Source organism: Mesorhizobium australicum WSM2073 (assembly GCF_000230995.2).
Classification (GTDB): domain Bacteria; phylum Pseudomonadota; class Alphaproteobacteria; order Rhizobiales; family Rhizobiaceae; genus Mesorhizobium; species Mesorhizobium australicum.
Genome location: NC_019973.1, coordinates 5,816,437 through 5,839,186 on the forward strand (window position 1 = coordinate 5,816,437; position 22,750 = coordinate 5,839,186).

16 protein-coding genes and 9 pseudogenes are annotated in these 22,750 nt (G+C 58.5%); 8 read left to right on the forward strand and 17 right to left on the reverse strand.

From position 1 onward, the window contains the following. Positions 1-13: 13 nt before the first annotated feature. On the reverse strand, positions 14-1,267 hold the full coding sequence (locus tag MESAU_RS27975) for a methylaspartate ammonia-lyase (protein WP_013533413.1): 1,254 nt from the start codon (positions 1,265-1,267) through the stop codon (positions 14-16). 430 nt (positions 1,268-1,697) lie between these two features. On the opposite strand from MESAU_RS27975, the gene MESAU_RS32455 reads away from it, so the two are divergent. Both MESAU_RS32455 and MESAU_RS30640 read left to right on the forward strand, forming a co-directional pair. Further along, positions 1,698-1,940 (forward strand): hypothetical protein, encoded by a 243-nt coding sequence (locus MESAU_RS32455; protein ID WP_174361974.1) that lies wholly within the window; start codon positions 1,698-1,700, stop codon positions 1,938-1,940. A 409-nt stretch (positions 1,941-2,349) separates the two neighbouring features. After that, positions 2,350-2,547, forward strand: a pseudogene (locus tag MESAU_RS30640) (leucine zipper domain-containing protein); the annotation flags it as partial. 108 nt (positions 2,548-2,655) lie between these two features. On the opposite strand, the pseudogene MESAU_RS30645 reads toward MESAU_RS30640, so the two are convergent. Next, a pseudogene (locus MESAU_RS30645) lies at positions 2,656-3,294 on the reverse strand (transposase). Positions 3,295-3,519: 225 nt separating this feature from the next. On the opposite strand from MESAU_RS30645, the pseudogene MESAU_RS27990 reads away from it, so the two are divergent. Further along, positions 3,520-4,429 (forward strand): annotated as a pseudogene (locus MESAU_RS27990) (IS110 family RNA-guided transposase); the annotation flags it as partial. On the opposite strand, the pseudogene MESAU_RS27995 reads toward MESAU_RS27990, so the two are convergent. Then, positions 4,425-5,163, reverse strand: a pseudogene (locus MESAU_RS27995) (DDE-type integrase/transposase/recombinase); the annotation flags it as partial. The pseudogenes MESAU_RS27990 and MESAU_RS27995 sit on opposite strands and share 5 nt — an antisense overlap. A gap of 101 nt (positions 5,164-5,264) precedes the next feature. Here MESAU_RS27995 and MESAU_RS28000 point away from each other — a divergent pair. Further along, positions 5,265-6,305, forward strand: coding sequence for an IS110 family RNA-guided transposase (locus MESAU_RS28000; protein ID WP_013533416.1), 1,041 nt, complete (start codon positions 5,265-5,267; stop codon positions 6,303-6,305). A gap of 416 nt (positions 6,306-6,721) precedes the next feature. Here MESAU_RS28000 and MESAU_RS28005 read toward each other — a convergent pair whose 3' ends face one another. Next, on the reverse strand, positions 6,722-7,231 hold the full coding sequence (locus MESAU_RS28005) for a GNAT family N-acetyltransferase (protein ID WP_013533417.1): 510 nt from the start codon (positions 7,229-7,231) through the stop codon (positions 6,722-6,724). A 718-nt stretch (positions 7,232-7,949) separates the two neighbouring features. Here MESAU_RS28005 and MESAU_RS31380 point away from each other — a divergent pair. Both MESAU_RS31380 and MESAU_RS32060 read left to right on the forward strand, forming a co-directional pair. Further along, complete coding sequence (locus MESAU_RS31380) at positions 7,950-8,102, forward strand: hypothetical protein (RefSeq protein WP_155767324.1); 153 nt, start codon at positions 7,950-7,952, stop codon at positions 8,100-8,102. A gap of 10 nt (positions 8,103-8,112) precedes the next feature. Beyond that, a pseudogene (locus MESAU_RS32060) lies at positions 8,113-8,274 on the forward strand (tyrosine-type recombinase/integrase); the annotation flags it as partial. 77 nt (positions 8,275-8,351) lie between these two features. On the opposite strand, the gene MESAU_RS30655 reads toward MESAU_RS32060, so the two are convergent. After that, the gene (locus MESAU_RS30655) at positions 8,352-9,584 is read right to left on the reverse strand and encodes an ATP-grasp domain-containing protein (protein ID WP_015319220.1); all 1,233 of its coding nucleotides are present in this window, start codon (positions 9,582-9,584) and stop codon (positions 8,352-8,354) included. Between the two features lie 275 nt (positions 9,585-9,859). Then, positions 9,860-10,026: pseudogene (locus MESAU_RS32460) on the reverse strand (IS481 family transposase); the annotation flags it as partial. A gap of 229 nt (positions 10,027-10,255) precedes the next feature. Between MESAU_RS32460 and MESAU_RS32340 the strand changes: the two are divergent. Together MESAU_RS32340 and MESAU_RS32070 are read left to right on the forward strand one after the other, a co-directional pair. Further along, a pseudogene (locus MESAU_RS32340) lies at positions 10,256-10,530 on the forward strand (IS110 family transposase); the annotation flags it as partial. Between the two features lie 117 nt (positions 10,531-10,647). Continuing rightward, positions 10,648-11,027: pseudogene (locus MESAU_RS32070) on the forward strand (IS110 family RNA-guided transposase); the annotation flags it as partial. A 352-nt stretch (positions 11,028-11,379) separates the two neighbouring features. On the opposite strand, the gene MESAU_RS28030 reads toward MESAU_RS32070, so the two are convergent. The 11 genes and pseudogenes from MESAU_RS28030 to MESAU_RS32470 all read right to left on the reverse strand — a co-directional run bounded on the left by MESAU_RS28030 (position 11,380) and on the right by MESAU_RS32470 (position 22,485). Continuing rightward, the gene (locus MESAU_RS28030; protein WP_013533420.1) at positions 11,380-12,780 is read right to left on the reverse strand and encodes a CapA family protein; all 1,401 of its coding nucleotides are present in this window, start codon (positions 12,778-12,780) and stop codon (positions 11,380-11,382) included. Positions 12,781-13,027: 247 nt separating this feature from the next. Further along, the gene (locus MESAU_RS28035; RefSeq protein WP_013533421.1) at positions 13,028-14,065 is read right to left on the reverse strand and encodes an ABC transporter ATP-binding protein; all 1,038 of its coding nucleotides are present in this window, start codon (positions 14,063-14,065) and stop codon (positions 13,028-13,030) included. Beyond that, positions 14,062-15,069, reverse strand: coding sequence for an ABC transporter ATP-binding protein (locus MESAU_RS28040; protein ID WP_013533422.1), 1,008 nt, complete (start codon positions 15,067-15,069; stop codon positions 14,062-14,064). Before MESAU_RS28040 ends, MESAU_RS28035 begins: the two co-directional genes overlap by 4 nt. Position 15,070: 1 nt before the next feature. Then, positions 15,071-15,952 carry an ABC transporter permease gene (locus MESAU_RS28045; protein WP_013533423.1) on the reverse strand — a complete coding sequence of 294 codons (882 nt, stop codon included), beginning with the start codon at positions 15,950-15,952 and terminating at the stop codon, positions 15,071-15,073. Between the two features lies 1 nt (position 15,953). Beyond that, a complete protein-coding gene (locus MESAU_RS28050) occupies positions 15,954-16,895 on the reverse strand; it encodes an ABC transporter permease (RefSeq protein WP_013533424.1) in 942 nt (313 codons plus the stop codon). Next, positions 16,895-18,499: an ABC transporter substrate-binding protein gene (locus tag MESAU_RS28055; RefSeq protein WP_013533425.1), complete on the reverse strand. Its 1,605-nt coding sequence runs from the start codon at positions 18,497-18,499 to the stop codon at positions 16,895-16,897. The genes MESAU_RS28050 and MESAU_RS28055 overlap by 1 nt, the downstream gene beginning before the upstream one ends. Positions 18,500-18,707: 208 nt before the next feature. Further along, positions 18,708-18,880: pseudogene (locus tag MESAU_RS32075) on the reverse strand (ArdC-like ssDNA-binding domain-containing protein); the annotation flags it as partial. Between the two features lie 569 nt (positions 18,881-19,449). Then, the gene (locus MESAU_RS32080) at positions 19,450-19,764 is read right to left on the reverse strand and encodes a hypothetical protein (protein WP_245262917.1); all 315 of its coding nucleotides are present in this window, start codon (positions 19,762-19,764) and stop codon (positions 19,450-19,452) included. Between the two features lie 364 nt (positions 19,765-20,128). Then, on the reverse strand, positions 20,129-21,262 hold the full coding sequence (locus tag MESAU_RS28065; protein WP_013533426.1) for a serine hydrolase domain-containing protein: 1,134 nt from the start codon (positions 21,260-21,262) through the stop codon (positions 20,129-20,131). A 456-nt stretch (positions 21,263-21,718) separates the two neighbouring features. After that, positions 21,719-22,075: a 3-keto-5-aminohexanoate cleavage protein gene (locus MESAU_RS32465; RefSeq protein ID WP_081285657.1), complete on the reverse strand. Its 357-nt coding sequence runs from the start codon at positions 22,073-22,075 to the stop codon at positions 21,719-21,721. A 137-nt stretch (positions 22,076-22,212) separates the two neighbouring features. Continuing rightward, the gene (locus tag MESAU_RS32470; protein WP_081285656.1) at positions 22,213-22,485 is read right to left on the reverse strand and encodes a 3-keto-5-aminohexanoate cleavage protein; all 273 of its coding nucleotides are present in this window, start codon (positions 22,483-22,485) and stop codon (positions 22,213-22,215) included. Positions 22,486-22,750 lie beyond the last annotated feature (265 nt).

The following is a 22,750-nucleotide window of genomic DNA, read 5'->3' on the forward strand; positions in this document are numbered from 1 at the left end:
CGACACCGTGTTTTCATCCAACGTTATCGGCTTGAACTCGACGACGGTTCAGTATCGCCAGCAATCGGTTCTGTTCGTTCCCGACGATGGAAAATCCCTCGTCGACCCCCATTCCCGGCTTTGCGAGCATCATGTCGGCCTGGGTCGCTACCGAAATGTGCACTGAAGCCTGGGCGGAGAGATCTGTCTCGGTACAACTTCCTCCGACATACGCTCCGACCCTGTTTTCCTTGCAGATGAGAACTGCGCGGGCCGTATCGGCGATTGAGCCTACGTCTGGCGTCTTGATTTGGACCAGATGCGTAGCCTTCGCTTCGGCAAAGAGCCGAATATCCTCAAGCGTATTGCATCTCTCGTCCACGACAATGCGGGCTCTGGAACCGCGGTTGTCCAAAATCGACACGATCTCCGCGTAGTTCTCAATTTGCGCTTGAGTCGAACCAAAATCCGCAGGAGACTCGACATTGAGCGCGAAACCCGGAACGCTCTCGGCAACCCTGCAGATAAAGTCGGCGATCCGTTGCGGCTCCAAGCCGATTTCGAGGCCGATCCAGCCATATACATCGAAATGCAGCACCGGATGATACCCCGGGAGACCGATTTGGCGCGTACGCGTTGCAACCCACTTCACGAAATCCATGAACGTCTGGCCGTCGGTGCCGAATTTCTGCCGAGAGTTGATAAGGCCGTGGGGAAGAATGTCCACGCCTTTCAAGATCATTCTGTCAACGTTGATTTCGCGAGCATCGCCGCTCTGGCAGTAAATTGGGACGCGGCACGTGGGTAGCGGCAGATCAAACTCGGCGCATACGATCTCCGCCATTGTCTTGCGCTGAAGGTGGGCGGCTGCGCGAAGAAGCGCTTGGCTCACGCCATATTCAATAGCCAGAGGTATCCGCAAATGCTCGACGGATTCAAAAACCCTCGTGCAAGAATCAATAAACCGAGAGGCATCGACATCAAAAAGCCTCGGCGCGACGACGCATGACGTTAGATCTGAGATTTGGTTAGTGTCGAACAGAGGATCGCGTCCACCGGCACCAGCGTACTGGACGTTCATCATGTCACCCCAAACAACGGTCTCGTCCGCAAGGACGAGCCCGATGCTGAGCGAAGATGCCGGAATACGAATGGACTTGAACCCGGGGGTCGTCGGTGCGCCGACATACATAAAGCCGTCCTGGATTGCGCCGGACCTAATGGCTTCCTGATCGTCATAGAAAAATGCGCCGTTGCCAGGCGCTAGCAGGACATCTTTGATCTGCACTTCGTTTCGCTCGATTCATTCCAGAGCCATTGACGGGCGACGCACTTCCACGGCTACCTGCCAACTATGTGCCATTTAGCGTTGGGTTCGCCAATATAATGTCCAGGACGGAACCATCGCGTTTTGAGATGACCGGCACCTTCCTGGCCTGCCCGATCGTCCCTGAGGTATGGCTTTCGACGCGATGGCGGAGCGAAGATATGGCCAGAAAGAGACACAGTGCGGACGACCCGAGGTCCGTTCCCGCCATTTGGCAACTTCTTCTGGTTGATGCCCCAGGGCTTCGCCAGCGCTCTCAGTCTCTCTTGATGAGGTGGACAGGCGCTCGTAACGGCATCATCCTCGTGAGAGGCGTGCCAAGATGGCTGCTGTCGAGCACTCATCTGGGGGAAACCGTCCATGAGCAATATTAACACCGATCTCAGTGCTGTTGCCACTATTGGCCTCGATCGGCCTCGATCTGGCCAAGCATGCCTTCCAGGTTCAGGCGATCGATGCCGCAGGCAGCGTCCTCACGACCCGGGCGCTGCGGCGGAAGGATGTTTTGACGGTTCTTCGAACCCTTGCCGTGCTGCCTCATTGGCTTGGACGCGTGTGGCTCGGCCCATCACTGGCTCGCGAACTCATGAAGTTCGGCCATGACGTGCGGCTGATGCCGCCAGCCTATGTGTAGGCTTACGTGCGTCGCCAGAAGAACGATGGCTGATGCAGCAGCCATCTGCCAGGCGGTGACAGCGCCCTTCGATGCGTTTCGTGCCGATGCGATCGGTCGGGAACCAGGCGGCGCTCATGCATCAAAAGGTACTCGTACTTGGTTGCCCAACGCACCCAACTGCTCAATACCCCTTCGCAGCCATCTGGCCGAAATCGGGATTATCTCAGCCCAGCGACCGAACAACGCGCGCGCCTTGGATACCCTCGTCACCGAGGGCAACGACATGATCCGGCGACAGTGCGTTCGGCATTGTTGCCGTTGGTGCGCCAACTGAGCGAACTAGCTGTGAGCTTTCAGTAGGTTGTCCATCCGGTCCAAGCCGGGAAAGCTGAGGTTGTCGAAGCTTCAGTGATTCTCGGAGGACCGAATGAACATCCATCAGAACGCCCGTCTGACGCCGCTGCGTCGAGAGGAGATAGCCCGCGACGTTGTTGAAGGCTGTCTTTCCAAAGCCGATGCGGCGCGAACATACGGGGTGGTGGCGCGCTGGGTGGAGCGCTTCCGGGTCGAGGGAAGCGCCGGCATGATCGACCGTTCCTCGCGGCCCAAAACAAGCCCCGAAGCAAACCGAAGTCCGGCACGTCCTCTCTTCATCCTCCGTCCCGCGAAGGACATTCATCCGCCCCTGTCGAATCTCGTTATCGGATGTTCTCCCTTTCGTTTGGTGGACCGGCTATATCACCGCCGTCGCTTCCTCTCGCGCCCAGCGGAACTCACTGCCATCGGACCATATATTCTGTGCATGATGAGGCTAATCTGCGAGCAAGGGCAACGGTCGCTCTTTGTCGGCCCCGGCGCTTAGCGACGTTCATCGCCCGAGCTTTCAGCCATGACCACTTTTTCACCACCGTCAGCAAGACTTGCGCGGCTTCATAAAGTCGCGTTCGCATCATGGAGTCACCGCACAGGGAAACACGTCCCGACGCGATTGTCCTCGCCTGATTGATGCAGCGCGGCGTTAACCCAAGAGCCGGCCTACGGCCTTCGCATTCTTGAAGTGGGCAGGAATGTCGACTGTAGCCTTGAAAGCCAGCGCAACGACAGGTCTGCGCCTTGAGAAAGGCCTTCGCATGACGGGTTTCGACGCAGATGCAGGTAGTCCGGCTCCCGCCAGACCACTGAACAACCATTGTGATAAGGGAGCAGCTTCAAGCCCGATCCGGGCCAAATTCCAGGCGGGGTTCTTCAACGCCTCAACAAGATCGTCCGGATGGCTCGCGACCTTCATCTCTCGGCAAATGCGGCCTCCTTCATCCACGATGCAAACGGCCGTCTCTTTCACGGAGACGTCCAGTCCGGCATAATGCTTCATGCTGCGCTTGCTTTCCTGATGCTTGTGGCTGTTCACGCAGACCACGTTTTATCATCAGCTCGAAGCGCAGCACCTCAAACATCCGTTCAAGACGTGGGGCTAGCCGAATACATGGGGTAATCGGTTTCCCAAGTCTTAGCTATGGAAGTGGGTGGCTGTTCCCCGACAGGATGGAATACGGGCTCACGATTCGCACCGGGCCCAGGCATCTCAGGGAGAACAGCCATGGAAGACTATATCGGCCTCGATGTTTCGATGAAAGAGACAGCGGTTTCCATTCGACGTGAAGGCAAGCGCGTCTGGCGTGGGAGGTGCGCCTCTGATCCAAAGGTCATTGCCGAGCTTGTCCGCAAGCGGGCGCCGGCCGCAAAGCGCGTCGTGTTCTATCGGTGTGGTTCTATCATGCGCTGCGCGCAGAGGGTTTGCAGGCGATCTGCATCGATGCTCGTCATGCCAAAGCAGCGCTCGACATGGCCGCGAACAAAACCGACGCGAACGATGCCGACGGTTTGGCGCATCTTGCAGAAGTAGGGTTCTTTCGTGAGTGCGAGTGAAAGGCTTCGACAGCATGCTGACGCGCGCGCTCGTTGCGGCACGCACCAGGCTGGTCAGGATCACGACCGAACTCTCAAACCAGATCCGAGGGCTCATGAAGACATTCGGACTGCTTGTTCCCGCCGGCAAAGGAAGCACCTTCGAGAGGAAAGTCCGCAATCTCCTTGTCGACCAGGACGGCCTCCTATCGTGCTGCCGAGGCTGGAAGCCTGGCGCAACATGCGCGTTCGGGCCGCGGAACTCGGGCGTCAGCTTGTCGCTGGTGCGCGTCAAGGCCGAGCGTGTCAAATACTCGTGTCGATCGCCGGTGTCGGCGCAATCACCGCGACTTCGTTCGTGACCGCATTGAGGAGCCGGACAACTTCAAGAAATCTCGCCTCGTCGGCGCCTGGCTTGGACTGACGACCCGACGATACCAATCGGGAGAGGTCGACTATGATGGCCACATATCCCGGCGGGGCGATCATCATTTGCGAGGGCTTCTCTACGAAGCTGCGACGTCATCCTAACCCGCAGCTGCGCCGACAGCAGCCTGCGAACATGGGGTCTAAAACTCCGGGAGAGGAACGCAGTTAGTCGTGATCGTCGTAGTGGAAACGCTTGACCGTAGCGTCCTTGATGGTGCGGTTCATGCGCTCGACCTGGCCGTTGGTCCAAGGATGCTTTGGCTTTGTGGTTCGATGTTCGATATCGTTCCTGGCGCAGGCGAGTTCGAAGGCATGAGCCCGGAATATCTCGCCATTTGCGATCGCTTCCTTGATCAGTGGAACGGCCGAACCGCCAGCTCCTGGCGTGGTGAACTGTATGCCGTTGTCGGTGAGCAGGATCTTGTAAGGGACGGCGGCGATCAGGCGGAGCAGAAACTCTTTGGAAATGGCTGTCGGAGCCTTCTCGTGCAGTTCGACGAAGGCAAATTTCGAGGTCCGGTCGATGGCGACGAACATGTGTAGCTTGCCCTGCTCGGTTCGGACCTCCGCGATATCAACGTGGAAGAAGCCGATCGGATAGGCCTTGGACTTCTTCTTCGCCGGCCTGTCGCCTTCGACATCCGGCAATCGGCCGATGCCGTGGCGCTGCAGACAGCGGTGCAATGAAGAACGTGTCAGATGCGGGATTGTCGGCTGCAATGCGTAGAGGCAATCATCGAGCGGCAGCAGCGTGTGCCGGCGGAAGGCCACAACGACAGCCTCTTCCTCGACAGACAGAATCGTCGATCTCGGCTCCCTGGGGCCGGTGATCGGCGGTCGAACTCCGCTTCTTCCACTTAGCGACCGTCTTAGGATTGATGCCGTAGCGCTTCGAAAGCTTCCTCAGGCTCGCTTGATGGGATGGACGGCGCCCGCAACGGCATCATCCTCGTGAGAGGCGTGCCAAGATGGCTGCTGTCGAGCACTCATCTGGAAGGAGCACCGTCCATGGGCAATATTAACACCGATCTCAGCGCTGTCGTTACCGTTTGCCTCGATCTGGCCAAGCACGTATTCCAGGTTCACGCGATCGACGCCGCCGGCCGTGTCGTCACGACCCGCGCGCTGCGGCGGAAGGATGTTCTGGCATTCTTCGAATGCCTGCCATGCTGCCTCATTGGCTTGGAAACGTGTGGGTCGGCCCATCACTGGGCTCGCGAACTCATGAAGTTCGGCCATGACGTGCGGCTGATGCCGCCAGCCTATGTGAAGGCTTACGTGCGTCGTCAGAAGAACGACGCTGCTGATGCAGCAGCGATCTGCGAGGCGGTGACGCGCCCGTCAATGCATTTTGTGCCGGTGCGATCGGTCGAGAACCAGGCGGCGCTCATGCATCACAAGGTCCGCGAACTTCTGGTGGCCCAGCGCACTCAGCTGCTCAATGCCCTTCGCAGCCATCTGGCCGAAATCGGGATCATCGCCGCCCAGGGACCGAACAATGCGCGTGCCTTGGCTATCCTCGTCATCGAGGGCAACGACATGATCCCGGCGACGGTGCGTTCGGCACTATTGCCGTTGGTGCGCCAACTGAGCGAACTCGATGCCGAGATCAGGCAGAGCGATCAGGCCATTCTGGCCCTCGCCAAGACCGATGAAACGGCACGCCGCCTGATGACCGTTCCCGGCATCGGCCCTGTTACTGCCTCCGCGCTTGCGGCGAGCGTCCAGGATATCTCGGCTTTCTCAGGCCCGCGCGAATTCGCCGCCTTCCTTGGGCTCACACCAAGGCAAAACTCCTCAGGCGGAAAGGAACGGCTGGGGCGTGTATCCAAGATGGGAAACCGATATCTGCGAAAGCTGCTCGTGGTGGGGGCTCATGCTGTTCTGTTCCATCGCAAGCGTTCCGGCGATGTGTTGAGAAACTGGGCGGATCGCCTGATGGAGACCAAGCCCTTCAGGCTTGTCGCCGTAGCGACCGCCAACAAACTCGCCCGTATTGCCTTCGCACTCATGCGCGACGAGACACATTATGTCGGCACGCCGGCGTAACAGGAGCATCGGCTAAGGCCGCCATCCGGAATCGAGGGTGACAATGACGTGATGGGGTGGTCGCGGGTGCGGTCATTAAACCGCAGCAACAGGCCGGAGACATGACCGCACCCGCGACCACCCCATCGCCGAAAATAAACCCTTGATCGGCGGGCGCCGTCCAGACATGACTATGCTGTATCGCTCGACGGATCGCCTCTGTCGTTGTGGCGCTCCCATGCAGAATCTGGCCCATAGCGCATCCTTTGATCCGGACGACAATGATGAACCATCAAAGCCTGGGATCAAACACCTAGAGATAACACATCCAGCTCACCACGGCGGGAGCCGGCGGCTCCGCCGTCCCGTTGACAGCATTCGGTTCGTCGGCCTGACACTGAGACACTTGAGCCCGAAGCGCAGCAGTTTGCTGAGCTTCACTTTCGCGGACGGCGCAATTCAAAGAATTGATATTTCTTTCCATCAAATACAACCGGCCCAAGGTAGGAATAGCCCATTGGGGTTCTCGTTTTGAGCGCTCGTATATTCGTGGAGCGTACGAGAGAGACCAACCGATCGATAGATTGGGTTGCGAAGGCGAATTCGATCACCGGCTGAAGGCTTTCCGGCCCAATCCCCTGACCGCACCGGGCTCCGAACAGGAAGCATGCGGTTTGAATGTCGTTTTCACCGAAGCGGCGCAGCCCGGACTTGCCTACAAAGCGCAAATCGCCATTAGCCTTTCGTTCATAGACCATCCAGAATCCGTACCCGTGGGTCTCCCAGTCATGAAGATAGAGGGACAGCCAAGCATCAGACATTTCCCGGGTTGGCGGAATTCCCTCCATGAATTTGAATACCAGCGGATCACAGTGCAGACAATGCAGGGCCTCGGCGTCCCAAGTACGAACTGGGCGCATGAATAAACGTTCTGTTTCCAGATTCATGTGAAATTCCATCCATTGGAGAGATGCGCCAGCAAAGACAGCCCAAGTCAAGGCGGGTAAGGGCGCGTAGCTGCGAATGAGGTGCGTACCTTCGAAGTAGCGCAAGATGGGGCCGTAAGCCTCTATCGATCTCTGACCACGCGTTCGCCGGTATTCGATTGCGCATCCCCGATAGCGTCGGCGGTTAAAAACGAGAGCACTCGTTCCGAATAGACTTGCAAATTGGTTTGAGACAAAGTCTTCTCCTTGGCCCGTGACGTTCTGCGAATACCGAATACATGTGCCGTGCCAACCAGAAATCTATTTGAAAAATAACGGCATAGCTCCAATGCTGCTACGTTGTATGTCTGACATTGTCGGAAATGACGACGCAGAGCGTGTCGACTGCCCAGTGAATTCCGCTTGCTCTTCGTGGATTTGCCCACGCTGATCCTCATGCAGGTCTCGTTCGGCCGTGTCCTATATTGTGACCGGCCGATCAGGACACAGCTTGGGTTAAGTCTGTCGTAATTAATTGGCCTCATATCCGGCAGCCTTGAAGAAGTTTCTGCATCCACTTGGCTCGAACAGATGGCAGATATCGTCGCCGAGAGCTTCGCAGAGAGCGTCGAAAGTTCTGGCCGCCTTCTTTCGCAGCGCGCCTTGAGTTTTGAGTAGGCCAGCTCGATGGGTTGAGATCGGGCGATTATGGCGGCAGGAACAGGAGCCAGGCGCCCCATTGGCGAACCAGTTGAGCGGCGCCCTCGTTCTTTTAGAAGCCGAGATTGTCGAGAATGACGACGTCGACGGGCGACAGTCGGGAGCGAGTTTCGACGCAGCGCTCGAAGATGGCGGCATTGGCCCGGAAACAGCCAGCCCTGCGGCTTCGTGACGCTTGATGGGTGGAGACTCCCGAGCGGATTCCTACGCCGCGCAAGCTGCCAACAATATTGAGCCCAGACTAGGTGGTGCGCTTTCTCGGGGCGCTGCCACCACTGAAGGCACGCACCGCGTTGACCACCGCCTATGCCGCCGGCCTGCGCGCATCGGAGGTGGTAAGCCTGAATTGTTTCCCGGACGCGGCGACAAGCTGGGACTACCTGCGCTGGTGCGGAGGCGGCAAGGAGACCGCATATCCTTCCTATTCGCCAAGGGTCGGAAATGGTGTGATCGACCAAGCGATTAAGTCTACGGCACGCTGAAGTATCGCCGCGGTCTGAGCACGGCTGGGTGAAGCGGCGATGACATGCCCGATGTAGTCTCCATTATCGCCTTTCCTGACGATCGGCGTCTTGGGTTCAACAATAAATTTGACCTCGACGACACCTGGTACGGCGGCCGCCCGGCTGCCGCCTTCGATCCAATCGAGAATGCCATCGCGATCAGGAACTAAGCACCGCGAAGCCACAGTCTGCGAATGCCTTTTGCGCAAATCCCATTCCTCGCCGATGACAAGCTTGATGTGCTCGGTGACGAGATCGACACCGTAAGCCAGTCGGACCCGTTCAGGTTCCCCAACACCAAGACGCGGATTAACCTCAATGACGACTGGGCCACCCTTCGTCCAGCGGAATTCAATATTCGATGGCCCCCAGCCAAGGCCGAGAGCTCGCAGACAGCTCAGCGAAACATCGCCGATACGTTGATGCTCATCATCAATCAGCGGGGCCGGACAGGTGCACTCACGAACGACGAAATACGGTGGCGGGCCGAACTCGTAGGCGCTAATTCCAATGACCTCAGTTCCCATTAAATTAGCGACATAAAGGGGGCCTTGTACGAACTCTTCGACCACTATCCTTGGCGAAGACCGCCATATATGCTTCCCGCCCAACAGATAGGTCGTATGTTCGGCCAACTCATCGATATTGCGGCACAATCGGACACCGATGCTTCTGATGCCTACGGCTGGCTTCAGAACAACCGGCAGGCCAATCTCTGCGGCAGCCCGTTCTGCATCCGTCGCATTCGCTGCTAAGCGATAAGCGGGTATTGGAACGTCGGCATCATCGAGGAGCTGACGTTGAGTGAATTTGTCGCAGCACCGTTCAACGGATGCGGGGTTCGGTCCCGGTAGACCGAAATGTCGGCAGAGCTTGCCAACTGTCGCAGGAATCGACTCATCGAGGCCCGCAAACCCGGTAATGCCGGCAATGTCATAGGTCGCACGCAGCCGCGAACATTCGTGGATCAGCGCATTGAGATTGTCTGTATCGATACGGATTGCCTCGATCCCCTTCGCCGCAAGATAGTCGTATTGAGTTGGATCCGCCGTCAGGGTAATTGGATGAAGACCAAGACGCTGGGCCGCTTGGATGTATAGCGGACCATTACCCATTGACGCTCCAACCATAATGAGTGCTCTTTTTGCCATTGGCTTTAACCCCGACATTGCGTCCTGTGTGGCGGTACGAGTTTGAATCGTCATCTACTTTTTCAGCCGTGCCTGACTCAGACCTTGCCGTGAGCGTATCATCGTCAGCGATTTGCGGTCGCAAAGATCCTGTAAATTTTATTCGAAGGATCTGTTGCAAGAGTTGGATTCGCACGTGAAGAAAGTGGCGAGCTGCTGGTCAGGGTCAACTCAGGGAACTGCTGGATAAATTCTGGGGGGCTTTGCCGCTGCTTTAACGGCGCCCCATAGATCGTTGGCTGCGTCCCCTCTGGCAGCTGGGTGCCCACGGCCTTGTTCGCCGGGTTCCTCTTGCGGGCCTGGCTCACACATGACGATCGAGCACGACTTGAACGGTGCTCTTGGCCGGGATACGCACCTCGCCGGCGAGCTTGCGCACCAGCAACTCGCGTATCTTCATGGCGTATCCTTTGCTGAGGAATTCAGAAGCCCATGCCGGTTGGCTACGGCACCAGCATCGGAGGCATGAAAGAGGTGTCGCCTACTGGAAGAACCGGATTGCTCAACAACCAGATGATCGCGGGACTGTCACGCCCTGTGCCGATTGGCTTATCGTTCCTGGGTTTTGAAGAACTCGAGGACGGAAAGCAAAGCGACCCTATCGGGTTCGATATCACAAAAGCTACGGCCAACTGGTCGTGCAGGATTCACCTGGCAAGATGCTGCGGTCCGGACCGGGTGAAGAACGACCGTCACCCTCTCGGCTCGTTTCTAGAACGATATTGTGAGAACTCTCATGCCGTTCTGGAAGCCACGCGCAACTGGGATGGCGATGTACGACTGGCTCCACCACATCTGCGTTGTGTTGGCGTACCCCTTGAAGGTGAAGGCGATCGCCGACGCCAAGATCAAGACGGACACGATCGACGCGACTGTGCTGGCGCACCTTCTTCGGGCTGATCTGGTGCACCCCAGCCCTCAATTTCCAGATGTGAATTCGGCGCGGAGCCTGATCTTTTGATCTTTGGTGACGACGCTTGGTTGAGATGCTGCGCTCGGTTATCTGTCGAGACCCGGCATACCATTTCTAAAGGCCCAGCCGGACAAAACCGATCACATTGACGCCCGCGGCATTCCCCAGATGATGCGGGTCAACCTGTTCCGCCCGATGCATGTGAAGACGCTAGACTAACCAGCCAGAACGTCGGGCACTGCTGTCGGCACGCAAGCTGCTGCAGGACAAGGCGACTGCCATCGAGAACGACATCCGGGGGATCTTGCGCAATTTCGGGCTCAAGCTTGGCAAGGCCAGTGCCGCAAGCTTCGAGGATCGCATCCGCAAGCTCGCCGAAGGCCTGCCTGACCTGATCGAGGAGCCGCTGCTCCGATCCACGAAGCAAGCTGCGCGCGCTCGCTCGGGAGGATGAGACGTGCCGCCGTCTGATGCGGTCCCAGGGGTCTGGCCGGGGGCGCGAAGATGGCCGCAGGGTCGAACCGGATCGCGGAATTGATGAACGTGAAATTTTAAAAGCCGGAAGAAAGCTAGACGATAAGTTCCCACTTGCCGGTGGGACGCTGGCCCTCGCGGACGATGGATGAGGTGAGTTCGCAAACTTGCTTGTTCCGCTTCGGGAATTCAGCAGAATCTGCCCGATAGCGTTTTTCGCCGCCTGACTCTGTTCGCGCGCGTATGCCTGCGAAAGGTATCGGATACAGTCGGGAGGATGGAGTTCGAGATGTACCCGAAGCGCGTCGGCGACGCTTTGTGATATCCTTGCCAGCATTTCGCTGCGCGACCGATTCAGTGCGCATCGCCTCATCGTGAAGCGCCGGGCAGCTTTATCACTCCAACGTCGTTCTCAAATGCAATTTCAGTTCCAAATGGCTCCGAGAGCTTCTGTAGGCGTTCCAGAATGGCCTTTGCTTGCGACCTGGCAACCAACTTCGGGATGCCACGATTGGCAAATCTCTGGGCATAGCCCAGCTCGATTGGATATAGCCGCAATTCAGCGAGATGATTTCTTTCAAATCGGCTGACTGTGATGATGCTCTCGTAGTAGATCGGTGCGGCGAGCGCGCCCACAAAGCCGCCTGCCCTGGGGTATCCTTTTGTCTCTTCGTCGACCGTCACCTCTGCATCGGTGTCGGTTCGTGGATTCTTGCCGTAGAGGGCGAACATGTCAGCCCCTACGGGCGTCCGCAGGTCGTCGTAGAAGAAATTCCCCAGGCTGTAGAGGATTGGTCGGCCTTTGTAGATCTCGATGCCTCTCAATAGGTGCGGCCCGTGTCCGACATATGCATCCGCCCCTGCATCTATTGTCTTACGCGCAAAGGATTGCTCGTAATCTGGCGGTTCCTGGCTCCAGTTTCCGGGCTCGTGACAATGGTTGGTGACGACGCAGAAATCAGAAAACTGCTTGCCGCGGCGAACGTTTCGCAGGATATCAGCGACATCGCCCGCGTCGGGTTCGTAGCTATAACCGGCCTTGTCGCCAGATTTGAACGTCGCTCCAGCGAGACTAAGCCGGTTCGGGTTCTTATGGTCGGGACTGGGATTGGGTAGCGAATCACTCACGTTCCGTAAACTTTCGAGCATCGTCGGCGGCACTACGATGCTTTCAGTCAAGCGAAGGGCATAGAGTCCCGGCCTGCCCGGCGCCTCGCCGGCGGGATCGCACGCCCGGGACATCGGCGTAAAAGACGTAGTAAATGACACCAGCGCCACCCGCCCCCGCGCCGTCTCTAGAAACCGGGCAGCGCTGGCTTCTGCAAGGTTCTCACCCGCACCCGCATGAATGATTCCGCTCTCGTCGAGGATCCGGCCGGTTGCGCGCATACCTTCGAGGCCCCAGTCGAGTGTATGGTTATTTGCGCGCCCCATAATGTTGAAGCCCATCGCCTTTAGATCGGGTCCGACCTCTGGAAGGCTGACGTGGTACGCACCACCATGCTCGGCTTGTGGGCTTCCCTTGAACGATCGGATGTCGAAGATGACGGATTCCATGTTGCCGAAAGTGGCATCGCCATTGCGAAGGATTTCGGCAATGGCGTGGATGCCGGGATGCCGGCCTTCCATCAGAGCCCGGGATACGATGAGGTCACCGACTGCGACCATCGTGAAGCCGTCGGCAACATTAGTTTCGATCGAGCCGACCGTATCGTAGCCATCAGCACGTCGGGCTGGATCACAACCGTTGTCGTGTAATTTTTTCTCCATATCTTCCTCAGTAGGCTGATTGCTTATAACCGAATCCATTCGCCTTTGTCATTCCTGTTCCCCCAGCTCTACCAGCGTCGCCGCGCCACTCGCACCACAAGCGCTCCTTTAGCTGAGAGGTTGCGATGCTCCCTTTGCGACCAGCGCGCCTCGCGGCCATACTGCCGCCCACGTTCATGGAGAGGGCCGGAAATATCGACTACCAAATACGACTCGACCATGGGAGCGTTAGATTTGTCTTGTATTTTTATGGGCTCCTAATCGCCGAAACCGTTGCAGCCGAGAAATTGGCCGCCGCAGCAGACTGGCCTGTGGCCGGAGCGCGCACGTGGCAGGCCACGAGGCGCCCGTCAGCCATCGGCACCAAAGGCGGTATCTCGGCACGGCAACGCTCGACTGCGAGCGGGCAGCGCGGATGGAAGGCGCACCCGCTCGGCGGGTTGATGGGGCTCGGCACCTCGCCCTCGACCGGCACCTCCAGCCGAACCCGCGTCGGATCCGGCACCGGAGCTGCCGCGATCAACGCCTCGGTGTAGGGATGGACTGGATTCTCGAAGAGCGCCTCGCTCCGGGCGAGCTCCACGATGCGCCCCAGATACATGACGGCAACGCGATGCGCGATATGCTCCACGACGCCGAGGTCATGCGAGATGAAGACGAAGGCGATGCCCATCTGCTGCTGGAGATCCAGAAGTAGGTTCAGAATCTGCGCCTGCACGGAGACATCGAGGGCTGACACCGCTTCGTCGGCGATGATGAGCGAAGGCTTGAGTGACAGTGCGCGCGCAATGCCGAGCCGCTGGCGCTGTCCGCCCGACAGCTCGGAGGGTAGCCTGTGCATCATCTCGGGCGACATTCCGACCTTACGCAGAAGCTCCGCGGCAAGTGCCTGGCGTTGCTTCCTGCTGAGGCACTCAAAATTCTCGACCGGCTCGGTGATGACCTGTCCGGCGGTAAGGCGTGGGTTCAGCGACGAGTGAGGATCCTGAAAGACCATCTGCATGCGACGGCGCCAGGCGCGAAGCGCGTCCTTCTTGAGGCCAGCAATGTCGGTTCCCTCGATCAGCACGCGCCCACCCGTCGGCTCCACGAGCCGCATCAGGAGCCGCGCGACAGTCGACTTTCCGCAGCCCGATTCACCGACGATGCAGAGTGTCTCGCCCGCCTCGACGCAAAAGGATACATCCTCCACCGCCCGGATCACCGGAATGCTTTTCTTGAATATTCCAGCACCGAGCGGATAATGCTTGGTCAGATTTTCGACTTTAAGCAAAGGACCATTCATGCGCCCATCACCTCTTCGGCGCGCCAGCAAGCTGCGGCGTGGCTCGGCCCGACATCACGCAGGATGGGTGTCTTCTCGCGGCAAATATCGATCGCGAACGGGCAGCGTGGTGCAAAGCTGCAGCCGACATTGGGCTCGCGCAAGTTTGGGACGATGCCGGGAATTTCCGGAAGGCGGCGCTGGCGGCCACGCCGCGGATCTGGCACCGATCGCATGAGGCCCTGGGTGTAGGGATGTGCGGGACGCGCAAACAGATCTATCACGTTAGCTTGTTCCACGATCCGGCCGGCATACATCACGATCACGCGTTGGCATGTCTCGGCTACAACGCCCAGGTCATGCGTGATGAACATGACGGCCGTTCCCGTGCGCGCTTTCAGATCGACAATGAGCCGCAGGATCTGCGCCTGGATCGTGACGTCAAGCGCGGTCGTCGGCTCGTCGGCGATCAACAATTCCGGCGAGCAGGCAAGAGCCATGGCGATCATGGCGCGCTGGCGCATGCCGCCCGACATTTCGTGGGGATAATTACAGACGCGCCGTTCCGGATCCGCGATGCGGACGAGACGCAGCATCTCTTCGGCCTTTGCCATGGCCACGGTCCGCGAGACCTTGGTATGGATCTGCACCGCTTCCGCAATCTGGTGGCCGACCGTATAAACGGGGTTCAGGCTCGTCATCGGCTCCTGGAAGATCATGGCGATCTGGTTGCCGCGGATCTTTCGCATCTCCCGATGGGACAGCTTAAGGAGATCGCGTCCGTGCAAGCGGGCCTCGCCGCCGACAGTCCTGGCGGTCAGCTTCGGCAGCAGACGAAGGATAGAGAGAGCGGTGACGCTCTTCCCGCATCCCGATTCACCGACGACGCCAAGTGTCTCGCCTTTCTTGACCTGAAAGCTGATGCCGCTGAGCGCACGGGTGACGCTCTCTTCGCCGTAAAAATGCGTCTCTAGGTCTCGGACATCGAGAAGCACGTCGTTCCCTGCAGTTTGATGCATCTGCATGTTAGCGCCTCTTCTTGGCGCGGGGATCGAACAGGTCGCGCAAACCGTCCCCGAGCAGGTTGACAGCAAGGACCGTCACGGCAAGGCAGATACCGGGGGCGAAGATCGTCATTGGAGCGATGGCAAGATACAGGCGCGAACTGGCAATCATGTTGCCCCAGCTCGGAATCTCGGGCGGCACGCCCACGCCGAGGAAACTCAGCCCCGCCTCCGTCAGGATCGCACTGGCGCAGACGGTAGCGCCCTGGACCATCAGCGCCGGAATGGTACTCGGCAGGATATGCCGCCACAGCACCTTGGGCAGGCGCGCCCCGCCGCAGAGTGCGGCCTCCACGTAGGGACGCTCGCGAACACCCAGAACCACCGAACGAACCAGCCGCGCGACAGCTGGCGTTTCTGGGACCGCGATGGCGACGATGAGGATGCCGATGCCGGGCCCGGTCAGAGAAATGAGCGCGATCGCCAGCAGAATCGTCGGGATCGACATCAGGCCGTCCATGACCCGCATGACCACGTTGTCGAAGCTGCGGCTGTAGCCTGCGACGATTCCGATCAGAAGCCCCGCAAGAGCCGCACACGCCGCCGACAGCAGCCCGACCACAAGAGAGATGCGGGCGCCGAAGATCGTTCGCGCAAACACGTCCCGGCCCAGATTGTCGCTCCCGAACCACATCTCGGCGTACGGCGGCTGAAGGCGCTTGAACGGATCCATGTTCACTGGATCGCCGGCGTAAAGAGGGGCGGCAATCGCCAGAGCGATCAGGAGCACCAACAGACTGCCGCCCACCAGAACCAGCGGGTGCCGCCTAGCCAGACGCGGAATATCGGATAGCTGCAGCCGACCAATCGGCACGGCCTCAACCGGTGCGGAAAGAAGGGTCATATCAGTACCGGATCCGGGGATCGATCAAGGTGTAGGCCAGATCGACTGTGAGATTGATAAGGACGTACAAACCCGAAGTCAGGATGAGCACACTCTGTATGATCGGATAGTCGCGGTTGTTGATTGCATCCACGACCAGACGACCGATACCGGGTATGTTGAACACCGTTTCCGTGAGGACGACGCCGCCGATCAGATAAGCGAAGCTTATGCCGATAACGGTCAGGATCGGAACACCCGCATTCTTCAAGGCGTGGTGGAATAGCATGGCATAGGACGAAGCGCCCTTGGCGGCGGCCGTTCGCATATAGTCTTCCGACAGGACCTCGAGCATGCTCGCCCGTGTAACCCGGGCAATGAATGCAATGTAGCCAAGCCCTAAGGCCACGGTGGGAAGGATCAGGTGCACAAACCAAGGCCCGAGACCCTGGTTTAAAGGGATGTATCCTTGGACCGGCAGCCAGTGTGTCCTGATGGCGAAGAAGTATATGAGAAAATAGCCGATGACAAAGACCGGGACGGAATAACCAACTGCCGAAAAGGCTGCGAGGAGACGGTCGAGCAGCCCGCCAGATCGCCACGCGGCAAGAATGCCGAAGGAGACCCCAACGGACACGGACAGGATCATCGTCAGGATCGACAACGAAAGGGTCGGTTCAAGCCGCTGCGAGATCAGGTCGAGGACCGGTCGCCCGGCAAAGATCGAGGTGCCGAAATCACCGCCGAGCATGTCGCGCACCCAACGCATGAACTGAACCGGCATGGGGTCGTTCAGGCCCAGATGCTCTCGGATACTGGCGATCAGCTGCGGAGCGGCATTTCTGCCGGCGATCATGGCCGCCGGGTCGCCGCGAGCCAGCCTGAGAAGCAGGAATATGAAGATCCCGACCATCGCCATGACGGCGATGGTCGAAACGAATCTGCGTAGGATGTAGGCAGCCACTAGGCCGGAACCTTCTGCATATTCCACATCGCTGTGAGCGACGGCATTTCGATGAGACCAGTGAGCGTCTTGCGGCGCGCGATTGGCGAGAGAACTGATCCCAGTAGAACGGTGCCCGCGATGTCCCACTGTATACGTTGCATCTCGCGCGCCAGTGCCTGGCGCTCTTCGAGTGTTTCGACATCCGCCCATTTTGCCCGAAGAGCCTCGTATTCATCGCTCTGCGGCCACCCCCACCAACCCTGCTCGCCATTCGCGGTCAGAGTGGGATTACTGAGCGTAGTGCTGCGCTCATAATCGGACTCGGACGTGATGAAAATGCTCCAGCCGTCGTTCTCAACGGAGCCCTTGTTCCTTCGGCGGGCGCCATTTGAGGCCGAATCGCCCGGGGCAAGCTCGGCGTTGACCCCAATCTTGCGCAGAGTGACCGCCAAGAGCTGCGCACAATTGCCGGCCTCCGCCCAGTCCGTTCGCTGCAGGATGACGACTTTTTCGCCGGCATATCCCGCCTCCTTGAAGAGCTGCTTGGCTTTTTCCGGATCACCGCCCTTCTTGTACCACCCTGTATTTTCGTCGTTGGTATAGGGCGTTTGGTTTCCGAAAAACGAAGTGATGGTGCGGGTGTATTCTGGGGGAAACGAAGTACGCATAAATGCCTCCTGATCGATCAGGTGAAGCATTGCTTGGCGTGCCTTGACGTTGTCGAACGGCTTCTGCAGGCAGTTCATGCGCATGAAATATACATCGCCCGCCTTGTTAAGAACCTGCAGTGCAAGGTTAGTGTCGCTTTCAATCGCTGGGTAAAGATCGGCGGGTGGCAATAAGTGAAAATCGACCTCGCCCGACTGCAAGGCCGCAACGGCGGTCTGCTGATCAGTGATATTTTCCCAGATAACGCGATCGACGTTGACGACCTTCCCGCCCGCGAACCCGTCTGTCGGCTCGTGGCGGGGTACATACTTTTCATTGCGGTCGTAGGTGAAGCTGGCGCCCGGCTTAGCAAGAGCATGGTTAAACTTGAACGGCCCCGATCCGATGTTCGCGGTCACCTGCTCTGTGGCAGCGAGATTCGCGTCCTTTTCGCGCATGATGTACAAGACCGGCGTGACCGCTCCCGCTAGGATTTCAATAAGAAGTCCCATCGGTTCCCTGAGCGAGATGATCAAGGTTTTATCGTCCTGCGCCGAGATGTCGCTGGCCCGTTCCACGATCAGCTTTCCGCCAGAAGGCACCTCGCCCCAGCGACAGATCGAGGCGACACAGTCCTTCGCGGTGACGGGGGTGCCATCATGCCAGCCCAGACCATCCCGCAGCTCGAACGTATAAGTTTTCTTGTCATCGGAAACGGCCCACTTCCCCACCATTTGCGGTTGTGGAATCAATTTGGAATCAAGCGAAAACAGCATGTCGTAAATCGCAAGGCCATGATTGCCGGTCATAGTAGCCGTCGTAACGATCGGATCGAAGGTGCTGAGGTCGCCCATCACCATGCGGACCGTCCGCGCGTCGGTTGGTGCTGTTTGTGCCCTCAGGACTGAGGGAATCGATATAGCCGCTCCGGCGGCCAAACCCGCTTTGATCATTTCACGTCGAGAGATTGCCATGGCTCATTCCCCTTTGTCCGGTCGCGCCGTTATCACGCTTATCGGTTAGATGAATACTGAGAGGAGCATTCATTCAATCTATGTTCCGTCGCGCCACAACCTCCGTCAAATTCAGTTTGCGTATCGTTGCCATCTGGTTTTGAGATAACTCAGAGCGGTTTGGATTGTGGATATGAGGTATCCTGGGCCCTTTCCCCGGCTGAAGACCTCCGTGCTCGCCCGTCCTGCCATTGCCGCCAAAGGAAAGCGCCTGCCGAAAGGTCAGCCAGTTCTAGCCGAGTAACCGCGCTCGATGACCGCGGCACACAGGATCAGGATGTTGATGCCGGAATAGGTGCGGCTGGTGGCGGCGTTCTTCGGCAGGTCGAAGGCCGCCTTCGCCCTGCGGTTCAGCCGTGCCATTGATCAAGGAGGCCATCGCAAACGGTGAGCGCTTCTGGGCCCATGCCTTTGAACACGCTTGCGCCACGAACGACATCGAGCCACCGACCAAGGAGCAGGCATCACGATGCACCTTCTTGGAGTTGTTGAGCGGCAATTAATCTGGGCGGACGACCACCATATCGACTGCCGGCGCCTTTTTCGAGTCTGACATTGGCCCGGCGGTTCAAGAGGTAATCGATGGTTGGTGGCATATCGATGGCGCTTGAGAATGCCCTTTCGCCCGAGTTGGTGAAGGGTCGAGGCGCACACGCCGAGCTGCTGGGCTACGTCCTCGCCAGTCAGCATGCCGCTCTCCCGCAGCCGTTCCTACCGGGTCTTCAATCCATAGGTGCGGCGCACGAGCATGACCCTTCTTCAGCGTGAAGAGTTCGCCGCGCCAGTTGCGATGCCCGAGTTCATTGAGACGGGCGGCGATCTGCTGGTCGTTGGCGGTCTCTAGCAGCTCGTTCAATATCGCCACGACTGTGCCGGCGTCTTGCGTATCACTGACATTGGCCGCGGTCTGGTCACCGACAGGCTCGCATGCCCTCGCCGCGCCAGCGGCTATGGATGTTGACCTGCTCGTCGACGAGCAGCGTCACGTCTTCCATGAGAAGGCCGAGCATGCGCTTGCGTTCGACGGCACCGGTGCGCTCGTCATTCCAGATGCGTGGGAAATCGGCGGCCAGCGCCTTGATGCGCTCCTGCGCTGGCTCGTCCAGCAGCGAGCGGTCGGCCTCGTTCTGGCGCTCGTGCTCGCGCTGGAGCGCGTCCAGGTCACGCAGCCGTGCGTTCCAGTCGGCTTCCAGCGCGTCGGCGACCAGGTTGTCCGCATTGACCATTCCGCAAGGCTTCTTGAAAAACCAAGTTCAATGTGTTGCTGCCCAATCTTGCGTTCAGGCTCAGTCCAGAAGCTGCCGGATTGGATCGGAGGGCAGGTGCAGGCCCTGAGCTTTTTTGGCGGGCGTCGTCAAGGCCCTGTGGCAAATGATTGCGCAGTCTCTGCATCGCACTTCTCAAAAGCTTCCTGATCCACCGGCCAGACGCGACGTTCGACATCGCAAGGTCGACCAGCGAATCAGAATCGCCGGATCGATGCGCGATGCGCTCAAGCCGGGGCACCAGCATACCCTATTAAACCAACACGTAGTTCTTGATAGCTTTCGTGAAATAGCGTGCGTCCCAACGGTCACGGCGGAAGCGATGTTAAAGGGTGCTCGCACTGCAGAAAAGGCTTTCGATAAGGACCTCTCTGCTGTCACCAATGTCGTCTCCATTGAAGTAGAGGATCGCGCCAGTCCCGTCCTTTTCACGGAAGCCCATAAACGTCCTGACACCAGGATCGCCGCCAGTGTGTCCCCAAATAACATCACCATTTTCAAGGATGAATTTGTGCCAGCAGAGGGGGCGACCATCGTGGACTTCAGAGAGCATCACGTCGATGGTTGACTCTTTCAGCAACAGATTTCCGCCTCGGTTTCCGTAGGTGGCGAGAAAGAGCGACAGTTCCTCAATGCTCGTGCGCGCTAGTCCCTCCATATAGGTGGGGTAACTGTAGAGGCAAAGCGCCACGCGGCCCTCCGGCGCAACCTCATCAATTGTCAAGCCAGGAACTGCAAATCGGGAGGAAAATGCTTGCCCGCCTCCCTCCCACTTTTCTTTGGTACCCCTGCTATAGAGAACTGCATGCCGGTTAATATTAACATCGCGCACATACCAGCCAGTGCTGTTCATGCCCAAGGGGGTGAAGATGTGGTCGGCGCAATAATCGGTGAAGCGCGCGCCAGCTACGCACTCGACAAGGTGGCCGAGCAGGCCATAAGCAACATTGCAATACCCGCCGGGGTGATCCGGATCGAGTTTGCCGGGCGCCCACCCGTGGAAATTGTCGTTGGCGTCGAAATAGATCCCCCCTGGCGTTAGGTATGCCTCGAGCCAGTCCCCAAGAGCAACCGTCGGATCGCCGCAGGCGTAGCTGTCTGAGTAAGACTTCCCGTCCCGGATTGACGAGCGATGATTCAGGAGCCGCCGTGCTGTGATGGCCAGCGATGGGTGTTTCGGATTGACGACCTGATAGGGAAGATACCTACTGACATCCGCATCCAGGTCAATTAACCCGTGTTCCCAAAGCTGCATCACGGCTGTTGCCGTAATAGTCTTGGACACGGAGCCGATATTCATGATGGTTTTGGGCGTCATCGGAACGCTGCGTGTCACATCTGCCCATCCATACCCCTTCGCCCAAACAAGCCTGCCATCGTGCACGAGTCCAACTGCCGAACCTGGAATTGAAAATTCCTTGAGCTTGCCCTCGACGATCTTATCAATAGATGATTGCATAGGTCTTACTCCCAAAGCGCTCATCTTCCCGTCTGCGATTCGGCTCTTTAATTGGTCAGTTGATTTTCAAATGCCGCGGGGTTCACGTCAAATTCAGTCTGTGTATTGCGGCCATCTGGTTTTCAGATGAAACTCAGATTGCCGGAGGGCCGGAATTTCGTCGCTCTTAGCACAGCATCCCGGCGCTAAAGCACCGGCATCTCTGAATCGCGGGTGTCGAGGCTGGTCGCTGACGGCATGCGACAGCGGCATATTTTGGGGAGTCGGTCTCATTCGTCGTGATCCTATGAGGAACTATCGAACCGAGAGGCTCGCCCCCGGTCAGCGGGGGCGGTAGCCATTCCAAGCTCGACCCGCGTTGTGCGTTCCTACTTGGCCTTGTGAGAAGGATGACATCACCATGCCGAAGCTTGCCGCTGAACAGGCCGCTGCTGCAGGCGTCCAGATTCCCCCGCCTCAATCTCGCGCTGGCTCATCAGGAATGTCAAAAAAACGCTGCTGGCCAGCGAGCAAGATCGTCCCCACATCAGCAGGGCGCGGCAGGAGTGGCAGGCTAGGGCGCCAGCCGCGGATCGGCGATGGTCCGGCGAGAATTGAGAGGAAGAACACCGGTGATGTCGATGCGGCCTGAACGATTGTCGGCATCCGCTCCGAACCCCCAAGGATTCCTATCACGAACTGGACAAACGTCCTGCCCTTGACAAGGCCGCGGTCCAGAAGATGCACCAAGTTGTAGAGATGCCCGCCGTCATAGGCTTCAAACTCGAAGCGCGTGCCGAACTGGTCTGCCAGTTCACCAATTATTCTCTCTATATCGGCAAAAGTATTCCGAAGAAGCCGCTCTTCATGGTCTCAAGGGACGGCTTCTCCCACGAGTGTGTCCAGGTTCGCTCCGTCAATGCCATCGGGTGCAGCGAAAAATTCATCGTGCCAGATCGAGGGAACAAAGTTCAGGTCGGAGCCGGCGCGCTGCCGCCGGTCGTGATGCTAGGCAGAGCGTCGCAACCGGCGCGAATGCGTCCCACCACACGTTCAAACCGTTCCGCATCGGAGCTCGGGCGACCCGTCACGGGGTCACGGACGTGAAGGTGAATGACCGTCGCCGGCATCAGCCGCCGCGATCGCCTGCGAAACAATGTCGTCCTCGCTGATGGGCAGATAGGGCTGTGATGGCGCAAGTAATGATGGCTTTGCGTGGAGACATCAGGCGGCTCCAATGTCATCGGGCCTCTCGCACCGACTTGCCAAGCTTGTCGGCGATTTCGCTTAACTCCGCGTCTGTCGCGTTATACCTGGGGGAAATGATGATTGTGTCGCCTGCCACTCCATCGACGTTCCCGCCTGACGGATAGCAGATGAGGCCATTTTGCAGCGCCCGTCGCCACAGTCTCAGGAAAGCCTGGCTCCCGGGGTCGAACGGAGGCCTTGGTGGCAGGGGCGACAAGCTCGATTCCGACGAAGTAACCTCGCCCTCTAATATCGCTACGG

What these genes read in the sequence shown, in the direction of transcription:
- MESAU_RS28000 (WP_013533416.1), top strand. Translation starts at nt 5,265, where the DNA reads ATGGGCAATATTAACACCGATCTCAGCGCTGTCGTTACCGTTTGCCTC.
- MESAU_RS28005 (WP_013533417.1), bottom strand. Translation starts at nt 7,231, where the DNA reads ATGAATCTGGAAACAGAACGTTTATTCATGCGCCCAGTTCGTACTTGG.
- MESAU_RS30655 (WP_015319220.1), bottom strand. Translation starts at nt 9,584, where the DNA reads ATGGCAAAAAGAGCACTCATTATGGTTGGAGCGTCAATGGGTAATGGT.
- MESAU_RS28030 (WP_013533420.1), bottom strand. Translation starts at nt 12,780, where the DNA reads ATGGAGAAAAAATTACACGACAACGGTTGTGATCCAGCCCGACGTGCT.
- MESAU_RS28035 (WP_013533421.1), bottom strand. Translation starts at nt 14,065, where the DNA reads ATGAATGGTCCTTTGCTTAAAGTCGAAAATCTGACCAAGCATTATCCG.
- MESAU_RS28040 (WP_013533422.1), bottom strand. Translation starts at nt 15,069, where the DNA reads ATGCAGATGCATCAAACTGCAGGGAACGACGTGCTTCTCGATGTCCGA.
- MESAU_RS28045 (WP_013533423.1), bottom strand. Translation starts at nt 15,952, where the DNA reads ATGACCCTTCTTTCCGCACCGGTTGAGGCCGTGCCGATTGGTCGGCTG.
- MESAU_RS28055 (WP_013533425.1), bottom strand. Translation starts at nt 18,499, where the DNA reads ATGGCAATCTCTCGACGTGAAATGATCAAAGCGGGTTTGGCCGCCGGA.
- MESAU_RS32080 (WP_245262917.1), bottom strand. Translation starts at nt 19,764, where the DNA reads ATGGTCAATGCGGACAACCTGGTCGCCGACGCGCTGGAAGCCGACTGG.
- MESAU_RS28065 (WP_013533426.1), bottom strand. Translation starts at nt 21,262, where the DNA reads ATGCAATCATCTATTGATAAGATCGTCGAGGGCAAGCTCAAGGAATTT.
- MESAU_RS32470 (WP_081285656.1), bottom strand. Translation starts at nt 22,485, where the DNA reads ATGACATTGGAGCCGCCTGATGTCTCCACGCAAAGCCATCATTACTTG.